This is a genomic window from Clostridioides sp. LIBA-6622, from assembly GCF_056716095.1.
This window is the reverse complement of sequence record NZ_CP196998.1, coordinates 858,666-879,329: the sequence shown is the minus strand read 5'-3', so window position 1 is coordinate 879,329 and position 20,664 is coordinate 858,666. Positions and strand designations below refer to the sequence as shown.

21 protein-coding genes are annotated in these 20,664 nt (G+C 29.4%); 5 read left to right on the top strand and 16 right to left on the bottom strand.

Annotated elements, in window-relative coordinates:
• The first annotated feature begins 40 nt into the window (after positions 1–40).
• The gene (locus ACTG47_RS04320) at positions 41–427 is read left to right on the top strand and encodes a sulfite exporter TauE/SafE family protein (protein WP_003437532.1); all 387 of its coding nucleotides are present in this window, start codon (positions 41–43) and stop codon (positions 425–427) included.
• On the top strand, positions 427–804 hold the full coding sequence (locus tag ACTG47_RS04315; RefSeq protein ID WP_054269430.1) for a sulfite exporter TauE/SafE family protein: 378 nt from the start codon (positions 427–429) through the stop codon (positions 802–804). The genes ACTG47_RS04320 and ACTG47_RS04315 overlap by 1 nt, the downstream gene beginning before the upstream one ends.
• Before the next feature lie 97 nt (positions 805–901).
• Here ACTG47_RS04315 and ACTG47_RS04310 read toward each other — a convergent pair whose 3' ends face one another.
• The 4 genes from ACTG47_RS04310 to hflX all read right to left on the bottom strand — a co-directional run bounded on the left by ACTG47_RS04310 (position 902) and on the right by hflX (position 4,352).
• On the bottom strand, positions 902–1,546 hold the full coding sequence (locus tag ACTG47_RS04310) for a YigZ family protein (RefSeq protein ID WP_479926242.1): 645 nt from the start codon (positions 1,544–1,546) through the stop codon (positions 902–904).
• 308 nt (positions 1,547–1,854) lie between these two features.
• On the bottom strand, positions 1,855–2,298 hold the full coding sequence (locus ACTG47_RS04305) for an NUDIX domain-containing protein (RefSeq protein ID WP_003437525.1): 444 nt from the start codon (positions 2,296–2,298) through the stop codon (positions 1,855–1,857).
• 85 nt (positions 2,299–2,383) lie between these two features.
• Positions 2,384–3,061 (bottom strand): HEAT repeat domain-containing protein, encoded by a 678-nt coding sequence (locus tag ACTG47_RS04300; RefSeq protein ID WP_479926241.1) that lies wholly within the window; start codon positions 3,059–3,061, stop codon positions 2,384–2,386.
• A 7-nt stretch (positions 3,062–3,068) separates the two neighbouring features.
• Positions 3,069–4,352 (bottom strand): GTPase HflX, encoded by a 1,284-nt coding sequence (gene hflX / locus ACTG47_RS04295; RefSeq protein WP_479926240.1) that lies wholly within the window; start codon positions 4,350–4,352, stop codon positions 3,069–3,071.
• Between the two features lie 211 nt (positions 4,353–4,563).
• On the opposite strand from hflX, the gene ACTG47_RS04290 reads away from it, so the two are divergent.
• Positions 4,564–4,824, top strand: coding sequence for a cysteine-rich small domain-containing protein (locus ACTG47_RS04290; protein WP_003418451.1), 261 nt, complete (start codon positions 4,564–4,566; stop codon positions 4,822–4,824).
• A gap of 91 nt (positions 4,825–4,915) precedes the next feature.
• Here the strand turns inward: ACTG47_RS04290 and ACTG47_RS04285 are convergent, their stop codons facing one another.
• From ACTG47_RS04285 to ACTG47_RS04275, 3 genes are all read right to left on the bottom strand, one after another.
• Entirely contained in the window at positions 4,916–5,557 is a 642-nt protein-coding gene (locus ACTG47_RS04285) for a TIGR01906 family membrane protein (RefSeq protein ID WP_479926239.1), read from the bottom strand.
• A gap of 28 nt (positions 5,558–5,585) precedes the next feature.
• Positions 5,586–7,136, bottom strand: a complete 1,551-nt coding sequence (locus tag ACTG47_RS04280) for an ABC-F family ATP-binding cassette domain-containing protein (protein ID WP_054269425.1) — start codon at positions 7,134–7,136, stop codon at positions 5,586–5,588.
• Positions 7,137–7,338: 202 nt separating this feature from the next.
• A complete protein-coding gene (locus ACTG47_RS04275; protein WP_479926238.1) occupies positions 7,339–8,223 on the bottom strand; it encodes an N-acetylmuramoyl-L-alanine amidase in 885 nt (294 codons plus the stop codon).
• A gap of 227 nt (positions 8,224–8,450) precedes the next feature.
• Here ACTG47_RS04275 and ACTG47_RS04270 point away from each other — a divergent pair, with 227 nt between their 5' ends.
• On the top strand, positions 8,451–9,458 hold the full coding sequence (locus ACTG47_RS04270; RefSeq protein ID WP_479926237.1) for a SpoIVB peptidase S55 domain-containing protein: 1,008 nt from the start codon (positions 8,451–8,453) through the stop codon (positions 9,456–9,458).
• 208 nt (positions 9,459–9,666) lie between these two features.
• Here the strand turns inward: ACTG47_RS04270 and yunB are convergent, their stop codons facing one another.
• On the bottom strand, positions 9,667–10,365 hold the full coding sequence (gene yunB, locus ACTG47_RS04265; protein WP_054269422.1) for a sporulation protein YunB: 699 nt from the start codon (positions 10,363–10,365) through the stop codon (positions 9,667–9,669).
• Between the two features lie 215 nt (positions 10,366–10,580).
• On the opposite strand from yunB, the gene ACTG47_RS04260 reads away from it, so the two are divergent.
• On the top strand, positions 10,581–13,271 hold the full coding sequence (locus ACTG47_RS04260) for a transglycosylase domain-containing protein (protein ID WP_479926236.1): 2,691 nt from the start codon (positions 10,581–10,583) through the stop codon (positions 13,269–13,271).
• Between the two features lie 169 nt (positions 13,272–13,440).
• Here the strand turns inward: ACTG47_RS04260 and ACTG47_RS04255 are convergent, their stop codons facing one another.
• From ACTG47_RS04255 to spoVAC, 8 genes are all read right to left on the bottom strand, one after another.
• Positions 13,441–14,376 carry a DUF1177 domain-containing protein gene (locus ACTG47_RS04255; RefSeq protein ID WP_479926235.1) on the bottom strand — a complete coding sequence of 312 codons (936 nt, stop codon included), beginning with the start codon at positions 14,374–14,376 and terminating at the stop codon, positions 13,441–13,443.
• A 48-nt stretch (positions 14,377–14,424) separates the two neighbouring features.
• Positions 14,425–15,564 (bottom strand): M20 family metallopeptidase, encoded by a 1,140-nt coding sequence (locus ACTG47_RS04250; protein ID WP_479926234.1) that lies wholly within the window; start codon positions 15,562–15,564, stop codon positions 14,425–14,427.
• Positions 15,565–15,578: 14 nt separating this feature from the next.
• A complete protein-coding gene (locus tag ACTG47_RS04245; protein ID WP_169468700.1) occupies positions 15,579–16,043 on the bottom strand; it encodes a hypothetical protein in 465 nt (154 codons plus the stop codon).
• A 14-nt stretch (positions 16,044–16,057) separates the two neighbouring features.
• The gene (locus tag ACTG47_RS04240) at positions 16,058–16,897 is read right to left on the bottom strand and encodes a DUF3100 domain-containing protein (RefSeq protein WP_479926233.1); all 840 of its coding nucleotides are present in this window, start codon (positions 16,895–16,897) and stop codon (positions 16,058–16,060) included.
• A gap of 375 nt (positions 16,898–17,272) precedes the next feature.
• Positions 17,273–18,289 carry a LacI family DNA-binding transcriptional regulator gene (locus ACTG47_RS04235; RefSeq protein WP_169468702.1) on the bottom strand — a complete coding sequence of 339 codons (1,017 nt, stop codon included), beginning with the start codon at positions 18,287–18,289 and terminating at the stop codon, positions 17,273–17,275.
• A 181-nt stretch (positions 18,290–18,470) separates the two neighbouring features.
• Complete coding sequence (spoVAE, locus tag ACTG47_RS04230; RefSeq protein ID WP_169468704.1) at positions 18,471–18,833, bottom strand: stage V sporulation protein AE; 363 nt, start codon at positions 18,831–18,833, stop codon at positions 18,471–18,473.
• 12 nt (positions 18,834–18,845) lie between these two features.
• On the bottom strand, positions 18,846–19,859 hold the full coding sequence (gene spoVAD, locus ACTG47_RS04225; protein WP_479926232.1) for a stage V sporulation protein AD: 1,014 nt from the start codon (positions 19,857–19,859) through the stop codon (positions 18,846–18,848).
• Between the two features lie 155 nt (positions 19,860–20,014).
• On the bottom strand, positions 20,015–20,452 hold the full coding sequence (gene spoVAC / locus ACTG47_RS04220; protein ID WP_003418420.1) for a stage V sporulation protein AC: 438 nt from the start codon (positions 20,450–20,452) through the stop codon (positions 20,015–20,017).
• Positions 20,453–20,664: the final 212 nt, after the last annotated feature.

The window sequence follows — 20,664 nt, the reverse complement described above, 5'->3', positions numbered from 1 at the left end:
TTTGCCTGTTTTGGTAAAACTATTTCAGAAGGTGATTTTTATGAAAAAAACTGATGATTTAAAGAAAAAATATTTTGATTTTAATTTAAAAAATACGATAATTGGAGTTTTTACAGGATTTATAAATGGAGTTTTTGGTTCTGGAGGAGGTACTCTTTTGGTTCCAATATTAAATGACATCGTTAAGGTAGAAGAACATAAATCTCATGCAACTGCTCTTTCTATAATAATTTTCTTAACGACAGCAAGTTCTGTTTTATATGTATCTAAAGGTACTTATGACGTTAATTTGACAATAAAAGTTGCAGTTGGAAGCATTCTTGGTGGTATCATAGGAGCAAAACTACTAAATAAGGTTACTGGAAAGTTTCTTAGAATTTCTTTTGGAATAATCATGATAATTGCAGCATTAAGGATGGTGTTCTAATGTTATTTGCTTTAATTGGATTTTTTGCAGGGATTATTGGAGGAATGGGAATGGGTGGAGGAACCATCCTTATACCTGCACTCGTTTTACTTGCTGGTATAGACACCAAAATAGCTCAAAGTGTAAATTTACTTTCATCTATACCTATGACACTTATAGCATTGGCTATACATATAAAAAATAAAAATGTAGTTTTTAAATTAGTTATACCCATAGCTGTATTTGGGGTCTTAGGTGCTATATTTGGTTCATTATTAGCTAATTATCTATCTTCAGATATATTAAAAAGAATATTTGGGATATTTCTGCTTTTAGTTGGATTATTTGAAGTAAAAAAAGGATTCTGTGCAAAATCTAATAAAAAGCCATTAAATTGATTTAGATTAAAACAATTTAATGGCTTTTCATTTTAGGATTTCATTTTAAAATAAAAATTTACTATTTAATATAATTCACTCTTTTAATAGTTTTAGATTACAATAAGATTGCTCCATTTTGTTCAGACAAATAAAATTCTTCTCCTAAAATTATTTTTCCTGTTCCATTTGTTATATCAATCATTTTTTCTGATAAGTTTTCCACATCTTCTAACTTTGAATATACTATTATCTCAACATTATCTTCATATATGGTATCTTTTATAAAATACCCCAAATTCATTAATTCATTTTGTACTTTTCCAAGTTGAGTGTAATCTATTTTAATCTTAACTTCTTGATACATTACCTTATAAATTATCTTCCCTGCTTCCAATCCCAACTTAGCACCTTTTGTATAAGCTCTAACTAGACCACCTGCACCTAATTTTGTGCCTCCAAAATACCTGGTAACAACAACTGCTACATCTCTTAAATCTTCTTTTTTTATAACCTCTAGTGTAGGTATACCTGCTGTTCCTTGTGGTTCTCCATCATCACTGTATCTTTGTATATTCATATTTTGACCAACTGTATAAGCCCATACATTATGAGTTGCGTCTTTATGCTTTTTCTTTATTTCATTTATAAATTCTAATGCTTCCTCTTCACTCTTTATAGGCTTAGCATATCCAATAAAAACAGACTTTTCAATTGTTATTTCGTCAGTTCCAAATTCATGTAATGTCCTGTAATTGCTCATTATAATTCCTCCTATTTTAATCATTTTCTAAGAAATACATCAAATATGTATTTATATATAAAATTGCTCTACTAAAAAACAAATAGATTTTTATCATTTCTTTAATCAACATTATAAAACAATTATATAATAAAATTGTACAATTTTTAATTTTTATTTCAAATATAAGTTACTAATTTTAGATATAAAGCACTAAAAATTTAGATTTTTAAATCACAATCTAAACAAACCATATAATTCATGTTTAAAATATTTTCAATTAAAAAAGGAAGGGGCTAACCCTTCCTCAGAATTCTCTAAATTCACTATTAATTTGCTGGAACATCATCGCCCTCTGAAACTAATTTTTTTAATTCTTTAAACTTTTTATAAGATACTTCTACTAAAGCTTGTTCTTTGTGATGTGACAACATTTCTAAAGCATCCTTTACTTTATAAAATCCACCTTCTTGGAATTCAGGAGCAAGTACACAATCAGTGTTACAAGCTTCCATAACATACCACATTATTGCATTACAAACCTCTTGTTGTCTACTTCTTGAGAAAAATTCATACATAGTATCGCCAGCTACATCTATCATTTTAGCATCTATGCCAGTTTCTACTTTAACTCTTTGAACAGCACTCTCATATGGAAGTCCTCCTCCAAGTATCTTTCCTTTTGGAAGTGTCCATTCACCTCTATCATTTTTTACAATAAGTACTTTATTAGCATAAAAAACTACTCCACCTGCACAACGTCTTACTATCATTTGAAACCCCTCCCATTAATTTATTTATTACCTTGTTAAACTCTAGAAATACATCATTAAGTAAACAAATTGCTTTAATAAAAAATTACTTTTTCAAATTTTTCGCATCTTCCAATGCTTTAATGGCTTCGTCATAAGCTCTAAGCACATACTCTTTTTCAAAATTCTTATTCTTGTCTTTCAACTGCTGTAAAATCTTTAAACTGTTTTTATCTCCTAATTTTGAAAGAGCTTTTGCACAATACTGCCTAGTTTGTGCATTTTTATCGTAGAGACCCTTTTGTAATACTTCTCTACTAATTGGTGATTCAATCTTTCTGATTGCTGAATAAGTTATCCTTCTAATATCTGAGTGTCTGTGGTTTGTGAGCTGATGAAGTAGCTTTAAGAATCTATCATCCTTTAGCTCACCTGTCGCCCAGATTAAAACAATTAAATCTTCAGCATTTTTTTCCACAAGGATTCTTTTGAAAACCTTTCTCTTAAAGTATACCATTTTTTCGTCATCTAAGCTATCCATAAAATCAAGTCTCTTAATTTTATCTAACTCTAAAAATTTATCCAAAATATCCTTAGATGCCTCAAAATCCTCTTTTTGCATTTCTTTTATTTTCAATTTTGCTTGTATAAGTTGTTCGCTTGCTTCAGTATTTGAAATATTTCTAATCTTACTAATTTGAGATACTGTTTTAGATTCTTTATAAAGAAGATAGGTTATAAAATAATCTTCGAGATTATCTATATTTTCCCAATTAATATCCATATTCAACCTATTTTTCTAATATGTACTCTCTATAGATATTAAAATCTTCTTCATCTAAGTCTACATCTAATGCTATACCATTTTCCCCATACTCAAAATTCTCTACATTATATTTATCTTTTATTCTACTAAATATATCACCTCTCTCATAAGGTAACATTAAGCTTACTGAATAAGTATTTTCCATTAAGGCACTTTCTATCAGATTTAATAGCTTATCCATATTTATGCCTTGTTTAGCAGAAATATACACAATATCTTCTTGACTTTTAGGATATATATCCAATTCCAGCTTATCGACCTTATTATATACAAGTATATGTTTTTTATCATTTGCACCAAGTTCTTTTAACACACCTTCAGTTGTGCTTTTTTGCAGTTCATAACTAGTATTTGTTGCATCAATTACATGCAGAATTAAATCTGCATACTGTACTTCTTCCAGTGTTGCTTTAAATGCTTCTACTAAATCATGGGGAAGTTTACTCACAAATCCAACAGTATCTACTACTAAAAATTCCTTTTTATTTGGCAAAAGTGCCTTTCTTAAAGTTACATCTAAAGTTGCAAAAAGCATATCTTTTACAAAAACTTCTTTTTCTTGTTCATAATCCTTGTGTGTCTTTATTAATTCGTTTAGTAGAGTGGATTTTCCTGCATTTGTATACCCAACAAGTGCTACAATTGGTATATTTGATTTTAAACGCTTAACTCTCTGTGTTTCTCTGTTCTTTTTTACTTCTCTAAGTTCACGTCTTATATCTGCTGCTTTATTAAGTATATGTCTTTTATCTATTTCTAGTTTTTGTTCTCCAGGACCTCTCGTTCCAATCCCTGCACCTGTTCTACTCATTTCACCACCCATTCCATAAAGTCGTGGTAATCTGTATTTTAATTGAGCTAATTCAACCTGCAATTTACCTTCTTTACTAAGTGCTCTTTGAGCAAATATATCTAGAATCAAGGTAGTTCTATCTATTACTTTTATTCCAACAACATTCTCTATATTTCTGATTTGAGCACCAGATAGTTCGTCATTGAAAATTACTAAAGTAGCATCTAATGAGTCACTGTATGCCCTTATTTCTTCTACCTTCCCTTTTCCTATATAATAAGCTGCATCTATGGAGTGCTTATTTTGAATTAAGCTACCTACAACTTCTGCACCAGCAGCTTTTGTTAATTCCTTTAATTCTTCCATGGATTCACTCGTGTCTATATCATCACTTTTTTTCACTATTGTCGTCAAATTAAGACCTACAAGAAGTGCTCTCTCTTGAATTTCTTTCACTTAATCACCTCATTTTTGTTATAAAACATATTATAATTTCAAAATATATTTACATTATTTTTCTGTTGACTAATTATACCATTAATACTATGATTAATAGTACTATATTATCAACTATTAATAAAAATATTTAGTATAATTATATTATCACCAAAATCTTATATAGTTATAAAAGATTTAAATTTTATTTAATTTAATTTAGGAGGAAAATATGGGCGAAAATTATAAGTTTTTTAATCACAAAGATTGTGAATTTTTCCCTTGTCATAAAACTAATAAACCAGAAGAATTTAATTGTTTATTTTGCTATTGTCCTTTATATGCTTTAGGAGAAAACTGTGGTGGAAACTTCAAGTATACAGATAAAGGTATTAAAGATTGCAGTAGTTGCATGCTCCCTCATAAAAAAGATAATTATAATTATATTATGGGGAAATTTCAAGATTTAGTTAAAATTACTAGTAAAAAATAATTTCTCATTATAAATAGCTATGCACAAATATTTATTAACTACTCTTAGCCTAAATATTGTTACATAGCTATTTTTATTGTATAACTTTAATCTATCTTATTTTTAATTTAGTTGACTTACATAACTTATACATTACAAAAAGTAATACACTTACTAATAAAATCAGCATTAAAATCATCACACCAGCATGAAAAAAGAATTCTTCTGGCAACATATTTATAACTGGGTCTAAATCTGGACTAAATATCCAATAATCATTTCTAAATAATAACTTATGGAAAATAACAAATGATTTTTCAAAGTTCAATAAAACTGGAACTGCCAACAATAATGGCATAATTATAAGCGTTATTGATATAGTTTTTAAAATTTTTATATTTTTATTTTTTGCATTCAATATAATTCCTATTAAAGATACTATCATTAGTACTTTAGCTAGTTTATTGATATTTTGAAATATATTTCTCACTTCTTCAAAATGTATCTTTCCCTGTGGAGAAGATTTTAATGTGGGCAACTTAAACTCAGCCACATTATTATTTAGATTATAATCAATCAGATAATCGTAGTTTAACTTTATATCATCTTTAGATAAACCAGATAGTTCCGATATATTTAGATAATCAATATCAAAATAATATAGTTGTTTAAACCCAACAGTAAAATTAATAATTCCTACTATTATAACTACACTTATACATACTGAAAAAAGTATATTTAGAAATTTTTTCATGAAATCCCCCCAGTAATAAATTAAAGCACTACACTATTTTAGTTGTAAAATCTTCTATATTCCATACATCATCAACAATGTCTGAATAGAATTCTGGTTCATGACATACCAAAAGAACTGTTCCCTTAAATTCTTTTATGGCTTTCTTCAATTCATCTTTTGCTTCAACATCTAAGTGATTTGTAGGCTCATCTAGTACTAAGAAATTTATATTTTTTAGCATTACTTTACAAAGTCTAACCTTTGCAGCTTCTCCACCACTTAGCACTCTCATTTGACTAGTTATATGCTCATTTGTAAGTCCACATTTTGCAAGAGCTTGTCTAACTTCAAAGTTTGTAAGTCCTGGGAATTCACTCCAAATTTCATCCATAGGTGTATTACTATTTTCTTTTGAACTCTCTTGTTCAAAATATCCAACTTCTAAATAGTCACCTAATTTAACACTTCCTTCAAATGGTTTTATTATCCCAAGTAAAGTCTTTAATAAAGTAGATTTTCCAATACCATTCATTCCTTTTAAAGCTATCTTCTTTCCTCTTTCTAAATGGAAATTAAGTGGCTTTGTCAGTGCTTCATCATACCCTAAAATTAAACTTTCTGTTTCAAAAATTATCTTACTTGCTGCTCTAGCATCTTTGAAAGAAAAAGTAGGCTTTATCTTTTCTTTTGGTCTTTCTAATATTTCCATCTTATCAAGTTGTTTTTGTCTACTGTTAGCCATTCCTCTAGTTGCTACTCTAGCCTTATTTCTAGCTACAAAATCCTCTAATCTTTTTCTTTCTTCAACTTGTTTATCATAAGCTTGTTCTTCTTGACGTTTCTTTATATCATTAAGTCTTACGAATTCATCATAATTTCCTTTATATCTATTTAGTTCTCCATTTTCCATATGATATATTACATTACAAGTATTATTTATGAATTCAATATCATGAGAAACTAGGACAAAACTATTTTCATACTCTTGAAGATATCTAGTAAGCCATGTTATATGTTCTTCATCTAAATAGTTTGTAGGCTCATCTAATATAAGAATAGTAGGATTTTCAAGTAGAAGTTTAGTAAGAAGTACTTTCGTTCTCTGTCCTCCACTTAGGTCAGTTACATCTTTGTCAAGACCAATCTCTCCAAGACCAAGACCATTTGCAACCTCTTGTATCTTAGCATCTATCATATAAAAACCACTATTTTCAAGTATAGTTTGTATTTCAGCTGTTTCTTCAAGAAGCTTACTCATCTCATCATCATTAGCTTCTCCCATTTTGTCATACATAGCAATCATTTCTTGCTCTAAATCAAACATGTGCTTAAAAGCTTCTCTAAGCACTTCTCTTATCGTTTTACCTTTACTTAGAACTGTATGTTGGTCTAAATAACCTACTGTAGCTCTTGAAGACCATTTTATATTTCCAGCATCTGGCATAAGCTTTTTTGTTATTATATTTAAAAAACTTGATTTTCCTTCTCCATTAGCGCCAACTAGTGCAATATGTTCACCTTTTCTAAGCCTAAAAGATACATTTTCTAATATTGTTCTAGCACCAAATCCATGACTCACGTTTTCTACTACTAGCATTCTAACACCTCTCAAAAAAATTTTACACATTCTATACTATAATATATTCTTTTTAAACTTAAATCAAGTGTTACCAATATTTTTAGTTATATTTACAACAATTTAACCTAGAATAAATTTTATCATTGTATTATGTACAATAAAAAATAGAGATAAAAATTAGTAAAATAATATCAATTCTAATTTTCTCTCTATTTATACTCTATTTAAAATACTCATCTAATCCATCTGCTACACATTGCATCATTTTTCTTTGATATTCTGGATTTGACATCATTTGGTCTTCATTGTAATTACTCATAAATCCCATTTCTACTAATACAGCTGGTACTTTTGACCAGTTAAATCCAGTCAAGTCTCCTCTTTGAACTATTCCGTTGATTTGTATTCCAGCTTGTTCCATATTCTGTTTAATAAATTCAGCACATTTATTACTGTCTTCATATATAGGAGCTGTATATTTTCCATCCTTTTCAGGAATTAATATGGATGCACCAGTTTTTGAAGAATTATTTAAACTATCTGCATGTATTCTTACAACCATATCTGCTTTTTTATCATTAGCAAGTATCGCTCTTTCTGAATTACTTATATTTATATCGTGAGTCTCTCTAGTCATTATTACATTATAACCTTTAGATTCTAAAATATGTTTTAAAACAAGAGATGCTTCTAAGTTTAAAACATATTCTGGTTTTTTTGTAGCAATACCCTCTGTTCCTGAAGATACCCTCGCTTTTTGAGAGGAAGAACCTGGAGCTACTGGTTCTAGGTTACTATCTCCTTTTCCTTGATGTCCTGGGTCTATACAAATTAAAAACTTTTTATTTTTTTGAGTTTCATTTTTATTATCTGATGATTTATCTTCTGATGACTTTTCTTTATTGCTTTTTGAATTTGATTTGTCTTCATCTTTATCTTTTGTATTTTTATTTGAGTTTTTATCTTTATCTGCTTTTTCATTTGTAGTAGTTCCTGAACTAATTAAATTTGTAGTCTTGTAAAAATTGCTAACAGGATTTGATGTTCCTATAATTATAATTCCCATGGCAATTATGCAAGTAACTAACAATCTATATTTTTTCATGTTTTGCTCCTTTCTAATGATAGACAGTTATTATTTATTTTAATTTATATGAATATGTATCTATTTTATCATATACACTCTTTATTTTATTTATTTTTATGAAAACTAAGGTGTTATTGAGTCAGTTTTCCAAGCATTAAAAACTAATTCTTGCACAACATAATATAGAACCAGCAAGAAAACTTCAATTCTACTATTAAAATAATTTAATAAGAAAGAGGTGTTTTATGCAACTTAAAAATTTTCACTTTAAAGATAAAGCTTTAAATAAAAGAACTAACTTAGCTAAGTCTAAATTTACAATTGTTTTAACTTTTTTATTTTTATTATATTTTTTCTCAAATAATTTAATTTATGCACAAAATTTACAAAAAAGTGAACCTGAATATTTAATACCAATTGGAAATGTACTTCAAATCGATGCAGAACTAAAAAATATTATTGTTAGAAATCCTGGTGAAGCATCTCCACTTAGATTAGGTGATGCTATAGTAAAAGTAAATAATGCTGAAGTTGATGGATATAGTGACTTTGTAAATACTTTAAATGCTCTACCAGAAGAAAAACCAGTATCTATTTTATTAAATAGAGGTGGTCAACTTATAACAATGAAAACTACTAAGCATATATTAGAAAAAATTAGTTTTAATAATTTGCTTTCTGGATTTGCTACTTTGACATATATTAATCCAGAAACATCAGAATTTGGTGCTGTAGGTCATCCAATAAGTGTTGGTAGTGCAAGAAAAATACCTATTAAATCAGGTTCAATTTCTACAACCAAGCATCTTAATATAGAAAAATCTTATAAAGGTAGTGTTGGATGTATAAATGCAAAAAGAGAAAATATTATTGGTAGTTTTACAGAAAATACTGACTTTGGAATAAGAGGTCAAATTAACAACTTTGATATTGCGAATTTAAAAAAATATAAAGTAGCTTCTTTAGATGAAGTTAAAACAGGAAAAGCTCAAATAATTTTACAAGATAACTTTAATGAATGTAAAAAATATAATATCGAAATTATAGATATAGAAAACCAAAAACATCCAGAAAGTAAAAGTTTTAAAATCAAAATCACAGACAAAAAACTTTTATCTCAAACTGGTGGTATCGTACAAGGTATGAGTGGTACTCCAATAGTTCAGGGTGATAAAATAATTGGAGCAGTATCTCATGCTATTGAAAATGACCCAGCTGTAGGTTATGGTGTATTTATTAAATGGATGTTGTAAATAATATAAATAAAGAACAATTTAAATATTAAATATATAATAATATATTTGGTCTAAAGGTATATCGACTTACACTATAGACCAAATATATTAAATATTTTACATAGTATAAAATACAATTTTTTATTGAAATTATATTAATATTATTGACAAAATTTTTATTTATAAACTACTTTTTCAAATTTATTTAAAAATATAGAAATTTATATTACTTATTAGCATTCTTTCCAGTGTTAGGTAAAACATTTCCTAGATTTTTTTCTGGTATATTTACATAACTTTCTGGAACATCGCCTACTATTATAGTTTCACAAATAGGTATTTGTGCTTTAATTTGCTTTGTTGAAGTTATAAGTGGTATTACTACTTTAACTTGTGTCTGAGCTTCTAGATATATTCTGTGCCTTGTTTGATTTATACCTGACGATTCAAATTCCGTTTTAAAGTTCACGGATACCGTTCCTATGGGTTCAATAGAAACTTCCAGTCTAGGACCGTATTTGGCTAATATAGGACTTCCTAATGCTGTTCCTATAGGTATGTAAGAACTTGCTGTTTTAGCTTTTTTTAATTCATCCTGTATTTCTAAGGCTATTGCAGAGGCAATCTCATTCATCATTATAGTATTTGCTTGTATCATAGTTATTTTACCATTATTATCAAGCTGTATATCCATTAAATCTTCATAGTTTATTTTTCCTTCTACCATTTCAGCAACAGCTTTATTTATGGACCTATTTGCTAATTCAAGAGCTTTAGTTTCTGCCAATACTGTTATTGTGGGTCTTAAAGTTTTATCTATATATATAAAACTGCCTATAAATACAGACAAGAAAAGAATTAACAAAAAAATAGCTACAATTTTTCTAAATTCATTTTTCTTTTTTCTATCTACTATTCTATTCAAAATTATCCCCTCCTATTTATTTATATGTAGCTTTAGCATAATTTTTATAATATTTGTCAAAAATAAATAAAATAAAAATATAGACTTTTTAATACATTATGTTTATACATATTTACAATGTACAGAATATTATAGCAAATTCATTTTTTCTATTAATTACAAAACTACTCCTATTTGTGTTATAATATTGCATTAAGTAAGGAGGTTAAAATCTTATGAATAACGATAATGATAAAAATGGAAATAAAATTAGAAGAAAAAAAGTTAGCTCCTCTAGTAATACAAATAAACCAATTAATAGAAGTTCAGCTAACAAAACTCGTTCAACAAAAAACAAGAAAAAATCCAAAAAAAGCGATAAATTTAGAAAACTAAGAGTATTTGGGATAGTATTTTTAGTTTTACTAGTTGTTGGTACTGCTGGTACTGCTGGTTTAGTATTTGCATCACTAAGAGATGTCTCTCCAGTTACAGAAGCTGTCTTGGACAAACAGACAAACCAAACAACTACAATTAAATACGCTAATGGAAAGACATTATCTACAGCTCCAAGTGTAAATAAAAAGACACCAGTTCCATTAGATAAGATTTCAAAACATCTTCAACATGCTGTAATTGCAATAGAAGATGAGCGTTTTTATGAACATAAAGGTGTCGACATTAAAGGTTTATTTAGGTCAGTATTAAAGACTCTTACAGGTACTAAACAAGGTGGTAGTACTATTCCTATGCAGGTATCCAAAATGTTGTTAACAACTGAACAACAGACTCTACCTCGTAAAATAAAGGATATTTACTATGCATATGAAATGAGTAAAACAGTAAGTAAAGATAAAATACTAGAAACTTATTTAAATAACTTTTTCGTTGGTAGAGGTCTAGCAGGTGCTGAGGCTGGTGCACGTGGTTATTTTGATAAATCTGCATCTGACCTTACTATAGCTGAGTCAGCACTTCTTGCTGGTTCAACTAAAAATCCATCTAAATTTTCAGCTTATAAAACTTCTAAATTAGATGGAAGTGAAGCTAAGGGTGATTTAGAAAATAAATTATTATTTTTTGTTAACACAACTGATGATGATTTAGATGACCCTACAAAAGTAGACTTTGATATGATTGAAAAAATAAAGTCTTGGGAACTTATATCTAATGATACTTATAGACAATTAAAAGCAGGTACATTAGTTGTCAGAAAAGCTGTAAGTAACCCAGAAGCTAAGAAAAGACAAGAAGTTGTTCTAAAGAAAATGTTAGAATTAGGATATATAAAACAAAGTGAATATGATGAAGCAATTAAAGCTAAGATAGAAATAAAATTACCTAAATCGTCAGACAAAGTTTCTTCATCTGTAGAAGACCTTATTGAAAGTGAAGTTATAAATGCTTTAATGGAACAAGGACATACAAATGATGAAGCTCAAAACTTATTCTACAATGGAGGTCTAATTGTAAATACAACTATAGACCCTAAAATGCAAGATGCTTTAGAAGAAGAATATGATAAAAATAGCAATTTCCCAGGACATATGGTTGGTCCTGACGGAGTTAGTCAACCGCAATCTGCAATGGTAATCTTAGATTATAAAAATGGTGAAATAAGGGCACTAGCTGGAGGAAGAAACATAAGTGGTAGAAAAACTTTAAACCGTTCAACTAACCCTCATCAACCAGGTTCTGCTATAAAACCTCTTGCAATTTATACACCAGCTATTGATACATTAAAAATCACACAATCAACTTCTCTAAGTGATGCTAGAGGAGGATATAAGTTTGAAGAGAATACCAAATGGAACCCAAGAACTACTACTGCTGGTCATGGTTCTATGAGTTTACGTAGAGCACTTGCTAAATCTTCAAATACAATAGCTGTAAAAACTGCTGAGATGCTTGGAGATTCTTATGATGAATGTATAGATATAATGATGGACTACTTAAAGAACTTTGGTATAACTACTGTGAAGAATAGTCAATCAGGAGCAACTGATAGACAATTCCCTTCATTAACATTAGGTGGTATGGCAAATGGTATTACTCCACTTCAGATGGCTGCTGCTTATGGTACATTAGCAAATCAAGGAGTGTATGTAGAACCATCAATTTTCACTACTATAACTACTTTTGATGGTCAATTATTAGTTAAAAATGCTCCTGAAGAACATAAAGTTGTAGAACCTGAAGTAGCTTATGTTGTTACAGATATGTTGGAAAGTGTAATTACTGAAGGTACTGGTGGTATTGCAACACTTCCAAATGGAATGCCTGTAGCAGGTAAAACTGGTACTACAAATAGTGCATACGACGCTTGGTTTGTTGGTTACACTCCTTATTATGTTGGAGCAACATATATTGGAGATGATGCTGGAAGAAAAGATGATTCTGGTAACACTATAAAACGTAGAGAAGTTCCACATGGAAGTACTAGTACTGCAAAATTATGGGAAAAAATCATGGCAAAGATACATGCTAACTTAACAGTAACTGAATTTGAAGTTCCTAAAAATGTATATTTCACAAAAATTAATTTAGATGATGGAGGAAAGCAGTCTTCTGGCTCTAAAGCAGCATTTATTGAAGGTACTGCTCCTACTAAAGTAAGTTCTCAACCATCATCTGAAGATACAAAGAAACCAGATAATAATCAACAGGAAGAAGATAATAACAACAACAACAATAATTCAGGTAATAATGGTGGTGGCTCTACTCCTCCTGATAATGGTGGAAACAATAATGGCGGTTCTACTCCCCCTCCTGATAATGGTGGAAACAACAATGGTGGTTCTACTCCCCCTCCTGATAACGGTGGAAATAATAATAGTGGTGGCTCTACTCCTCCTGATAGTGGTGGAAATAACAATAGTGGTGGCTCTACTAATACACCTGATGGTGGTGGTACACCTGCAACTTAAGTTAACAAAAACTAAAATATAAATAAAAATATAAGGAGTGTTTCATAGATGATTTTTTAAATTATCTATGAAACACTCCTTTTTATAATTACATCATATAATTTATTCATAGTTGTTAAAATATCCCATACAGTTATATCACAAATTTATAGACTTAATTCCATTCTAATTACTGTATGCCAAATGTCTGAAATTTATTTAATTTACCATATTTTTTAATAAGCACTTCCCATTCTTCTCTATCGTAGAAATCACACTTATTTTTACCAAATAGCTTGGCAACTTCTATTGCAAACCTACCTGCTGAGTCTAAATCACTAAAATTGGTTGCACCTGTAGCACATCCAGCAACAGGCATCTCTGTAGTAATTGCTACTCCTACTACTGGTGCATCTGTAGCAACTGCTGGTTGTAAAATACTATTTAAATGATATAAATTGTTTCCATATGGTGTTATATCTTGAATTGATAGTGGGAATACAAACGGAGCTTTTCCAGTAACAGTCTGCATAATATCCAAAAGATTGTCACTAGTTTTTAATATGTAACCTTCCTTAACAGTTGGTGATATTGCAAAACCTCTATTATTGATTACTCTATTTCCTTTAGTCGTATCTATTGAAAGTATTGCATCACAACTATTATCAACTTCATTTTCATTCATAGTCATCATATCTATTGGTGAATCCATAAAAGGTGTAGGGTGATGCTCTCTAGTTGGTGCATCTGGGCAAATATGAGTTGATATTATAACATCCCCATCTAATATGTCTCCCTTTTGTTGCATATCCAAAAGTCTTGCAGCAACTGCAATCGCTACTAATGCTCCATCACCATCTGATACAAATCCTGTTACCTCTGGTCTTGCTCCAATCCCACCTAATCTACCTAAAATTCCAAGAGTAGGTGCATCTCCACCATTTGATTTTCCATTCTTACCAGGTATTGTAAGTTTGACTAAATCTGTTGAACCTTTACTTGAAGACAATTCTTTGACTGTTACATCTACTTCACCATAAGATTGCAAATAAGACTTTACTTCTTCTCCATTAGCGGTTGCTTTATCTAAAATGTCATAAACCTCTATTACTTGTTTTAATATCATGTCTAATCTAATTTCCTTTCTTATATATATTTTAAAATTATATATTATTTACTTATATAAAACATCTACTCCACACATTGCTAGTACTTTAATTGCTTTTATAAGTGCTACTTTGCCTTCTTCACCACCAGCTGCAACAGCAAATTCATCTGTATGAGTTGCAGTATCTTCTTTTAATTTAATATATGCTTGTATTGCAGGTATCTCATGAGTTAAATTTCCAGTATCAGTTGACCCAATACCCTGACTTAAATCTCTTTCAACATAATTCTCACCTAACACTTCAAAATTATTTCTAACTATATTCACTAATTCTGAGTCATTTTTAATTTCTTTGTATACTTCATCTAATTGAACTACCTCTACATTAGTTCCAGTAGAAATTGCTGCTCCTTTAGCACAATTTTTAAGCATATCACAAATCTCATTTAAGTACTCTATACTTAAAGCTCGTACATTAAATATAGCTGTAGATTTTTCAGGAATTATATTATGTATGCTACCTCCATTAGTTATAATCCCATGTACCCTTGCATAATCTTTAAGATGCAATCTCATGCTATTTACACTGTTAAACAATGCTATTACTCCACTTAAGGCACTTTTCCCTTCCCAAGGGTAAGCAGCTGCATGAGATGCCTTTCCAATAAAATCAAATTTTAAATTAACTTGAGCAAATGATATGTCATCAGGCATTGAAGCATCACTTGGGTGTAAGATTAATGCAGCATCTACATCTTTGAATACACCTTCTTTAATCATAGTTATTTTTCCGCCTACTCTTTCCTCTGCAGGTGTTCCAAATACTTTTACAGTTCCCTCTATATTGTGTTTTTTCATTATTTCTTTTAATATGATACCAGCACCAACAGAACTTGTACCTATAATATTATGCCCACATGCATGTCCCATCCCTGGAAGTGCATCATACTCAGCTAAAAAAGCTACTGTTTTTCCAGTCCCATTTGAATAGATAGCTTCAAAAGATGTCTCCAATCCTCCTACGCCTTTAGTTACATCGAATCCATTTTCTTCTAATAAATCACATAATGCTTTTTGTGACTTATATTCTTCAAATGCCAATTCTGGATTTGCAAATAAGTAATCAGATACCTTTTCAAATGATGTCTTTTTTTCTTCAGATAATACCTTTATTTCCTCTTTGATTTTTAATTTTAATTCATTCATGTTTACCTACCTCCTTAAAGCATTCCATTTAATCTTAAAACTGTTTGAGATATAAAAGCAGAACCAAAGTAAGTAGATGTCATAACTATAAATGATATAACTACTAACTTCCAGCTCAAAGTTTTTAATATATCCAATTGGTTCCCTACAGAAATTCCTGCAAAGGCTAACAGTGGTGTTACTGTAGACATAAAATTGATTTTACCTACATTAGTTGCTATAATATCTCCCACTGGTGATATTGGAAGTGATAAAACGAATGCAACCAAAGTAGCCCATGCAAAACCTGGTAAATTAGGTTTTTTAACAAAGTTCTTAATTATAATAGCAACTATAACTAACAAAAAACCAAATATACTTCCAATTAATAAATCCTTCGCCTGAGTCTTAAGTGCTATCATTTGTCCAAAGCAAATAATAATATATATAAACAGTACTATTTTTATCTGTTCTATAATAGTCTTAAAAGTCTTTTCCATACATACACCCTCCTTTATAAGTCATTACTTGTTTTTGTTTTTCTTCCTCTAAATCTTTCAATAATTGGTGCTACTTTACTATAATAATAATTGGCTACTGGTAAAGATAAAAATAACTCTATATATATTCCAGTAACAGCTGTAATTAAACCACTAGTTGCTGAGTATGCTAAAATCTGTTCCGACATCTGTGGAACCGTATTCATTAATGAAGCTGTTGCAGCTCCCATCATCGAACCACTACCCATTCCTGATGCCATTGCTAAAGCATATGGATGAAATCCTAAAAGTACACCTACTGGTGCTAAAAATGAGAATAATAATGTTCCAAATATACTACCACTTATGTAAGTTCCTAATGTTCCTATACCTTCTGGTGAATTTAATCCATACTTATCTCCAATAATTCCTAGTGCTGTGTCACGACATAATGAAAAAGTACCTCCTAATGCACTTCTTCCAAGACCTAGTGCAACTCCAACAGGTAATGCAATCAACATTGTACCCATATGACCAAATTCTTGTAATAAAAGTGCTGGTCCTGCTTGAAGTAATATACCAACTTTAGGACCTGCATTGATTCCAAACATTATTCCTAATGGATATAGTGTTAAAGATAATAAATATGGAGACACATTTATTTCATTATCTCCTATAAACTTTTTTAGAGCTGGTATAACTCGTCCTAATAAATGAGGTGAAACAGCCATCCCTATGAAGATAGCCCATAGTATACTAAGTAAAGTTATATTAATCCCCATAACTTTAAATGAAATAGGACCGATTAATTCCGCCAATATTGTGATTATAAAGGCAGCTATTATGGCATTTCTAATCCCTGATTTTTCTTTCATTTCTATACCTCCTTGTAATTTTTATAATTTTCTTATAATATAATTGTTAGTGATTTTATTATATAACCTATTATTGATAATGTATAATATATATTATTCATCATTTTTATATACTTTTAGTTATGAATCAAAATAAGACATTACAGATTCATGATATAAAACACAAATAATTTATTAACTTATATTATCTAGATAGTAAATTATCAACTAATTTAACAGAATCTTATGATAATTTTATGGAAACGTTCTAAATAAATAAAGGAGTACAATGTACTGATATACACTGACTCCTTTTAATCTCAATTCATATTATTTTTTAGATTAATTTGTACAAATTATAATACTTCTAATACATTTGTAATACTTAAAATTTTACTATTTTATTCTTTTAACACTATTTCGTATTATTAATCTTGGATATAGTTTTCTTGGAATATGTTCTGTTCCTTTTTTATTTATTATATTCACTAGACTGTCTACTCCATTTTTTATAACTTGTTCTCTTGGGTCATCTATTGTTGATAAATGAGACCTAAAATATGATATTAATTCAATATTATTATATCCTATTATAGAAATGTCTTCTGGTACATTTATACCATAAGTAGTTTTTAATTCTTGTATTATAGAAATTGCTGGTACATCTTGTTGTACAAATATAGCTGATGCTTTTTTTATTTTATCAATATGTTTTTCTAACAACTCAACTTGAGATTCAAAGTCCATTTTAGATTCAATAACCTCAGTCTTTAAATTTGCCTCTTCCATAGCATTCAAATATCCCTTTGTTCTATCTTCATGCATTTTTGAATTTTTATCATCTGAAGTTATTGTTATTATATCTTTATGACCATGGTCAATTAAGTGCTTCGTAGCTATATAACCACCATACACGTTATCATCCCAAAAAAAATTATCTACTTCTCCTACAAAAGATGGTTTAAAATATATAAATACATGTGGAAAATTATTATCTTTTAAAAATTCATACTCTTCTTTTTTTATTGATTGAGACACAATTACCAATCCATCTACCATTTGTCCATTAACCATTTTATATACATTACTGTCGCCACTAATGTTATTATTAGGTTGTATTATAAAGTCATATTTATTAGTCTCAATAGAATTTATAGAACTGTCCATTATATCACTAAAAAACTTTCTAGTATCTTGGTGATTAAAATTATTTGAAAAGATTACCCCGATTCTATTTGTTTCTTTTTTTGCTAGATTTCTTGCATTTACATTAAAATGGAACCCTAGTCTATTAGCCTCTTCTACTACTTTCTTTTTTGTTTTTTCAGATACATTAGGATTATTGTTTAAGCACCTAGAAACGGTTGAATAACTGATACCTAGATTCCTTGCAATATCTTTAATAGTTACCATCTTTATCCCCTACTTCACTTCATTTTATTTTGATAATATAATACTACACCATGTTGTAAATAATTGTCAACTTCAATTATGTAAACGTTTCTTTATATAAAAAATAGGTAGAATCCAAAAGATATCTACCCATTTTATAAAAAACTATTATTTTAAATTTTATTATTTCTTTAAGTGATATTTATGGTTTCGCTTTTGGTGTAAATACTACTGACATAATGTATCCAAAGAATATAGCAGCTGCTATTCCACCAGCTGTAGCAGTTGTCCCACCTAAGAAAATACCTAAAAAACCATCACTTTGAATTGACTTTATTACCCCTGTAGCAAGTGAATATCCAAATCCTATTATAGGAACTGTTGCACCTGCTGCTGCAAACTTAACTAATGGTTCGTAAAGACCTAGAAAAGTTAAAACTACACCAGATGTTACATATGTTACCATAACATATGGGGTTTGCATTTTAAAATAATCCATCATTACTTGGGCTATTAAACATATAATTCCACCTACAATAAATACTCTTACATAGTCCATTAACATATATATCACTTCCTACTCATTTACTATTACTACTGCATGTGCAACACATGGTATTGTCTGCTTTTGTAATGTACTTGTTGGTGAAAGTAATGCTCCAGTTGATACTAGCATTACTTTGTTAAATTCTTTTTTTCTTAACTTATCATATATATATCCTGCAAACACTGTAGCTGAGCATCCACATCCACTTCCACCACAGTGAACATCTTGCTCTTTAAGGTTAAACATTTCTATACCGCAGTCAGTATAACACTTTGATATGTCTACACCTTTTTCTTTCAAAAAGTCTTCAGTTATCTGCTTTCCAAGAGTACCTAAATCTCCAGTAGCAATTATATCAAAGCTATTTGGGTCATCATTAGTATCTTCAAAATAAGAATATATTGTATCTATTGCTGCTGGAGCCATAGCTGGTCCCATATTATTACCATCATCAATACCTTCATCTATTACTTTACCAACCGTAACATATTTTACCTTAGGACCATCTCCATCAGGAGCTAATAATACACTTCCTGCTCCTGTAACTGTCCATTGAGCTGTCATTGGTTTCTGATTTCCAAGTTCTAGAGGAAATCTAAACTGTCTTTCTGCTGTACAATAATGACTTGATGTACCTGATAATACTAAGTCTGCAAAACCACCATCTATAAGCATAGAACCTATACAAAGACCTTCTGCCATTGTAGAACAAGCTCCATATATACCTAAAAATGGAATTGCCAATTCCCTTGCTGCAAATGATGCTGGTACTATTTGATTTATCAAATCTCCACCTAACATGTAATTTACATCTGTTAGCTTTTTTCCTGCCTTTTGTATAGCTTTTTGAGATGCAGTCTCTACCATCTTACTTTCAGCTAATTCCCAAGTTTTTTCACCATATAAATCATCAGTCATAACTATATCAAAATAGTCCTTTAGTGGCCCTTCACCTTCTTTAGAGCCTACTATAGTTCCAGTTGATATTATTGTTGGTTTATTTTCTAATTTTACTGTTCTTTTTCCAATTCTTTTATTTTTCATATTTTCACACCTTTTTAATTTTGCATTTTAATATTTAATTTTTTAATATCAATTGAAATCTTCATAACTATTTTCTAACTAACAAGCTTCATAGTTAATTTTCAACTTTCATAGCTATTTTGCAATTAATAGAGTTTAAATTAAATAAAAACCATCTAAAACATCTTAAAAATATAATAAATAATCCCACATAAAATAGAAGAACCTATTCCATAAACTAAAACGGGCCCTGCAATTTTAAATAAGTTTGCACCTACACCTAATACATAACCTTCTCTTTTATACTCCATAGCTGGAGATACTATTGAGTTTGCAAAACCTGTTATTGGAATTATAGAACCAGCTCCAGCTCTTTTTCCGATTAAGTCATAAACTCCTAATCCAGTTAAAAATGCCCCTATAAATATTAGTGTTATTGATGTTGCAGAACTGGCACCTAATTTATCAAGACCTCCAACTTTCATGTATAAATCATTTATTGCTTGCCCTATCATACAAATAATTCCACCTACAATAAATGCAAGTGTATAGTTTTTTAAATATGTAGGTTTTGGGCTTATTTGGTCTACATATTTTTTATAATTTTTATCCATACTAAACACCTCTCTAAAGTATTATTTGTTAAATTTTAAAAAATAAACCTATTATTTATTTTGACAGTTCAAAGTTTTATCAAAAAATAAAAAAGATGCCTAATAAAGAAAATAATTTATTTTCTTTCATAAAGACACCTTATTTTTTAATATTTTTTGTTCTAACTTAGATATTTTTAATAATAGTTTAAAAATCTAATATCAAAAGCTAT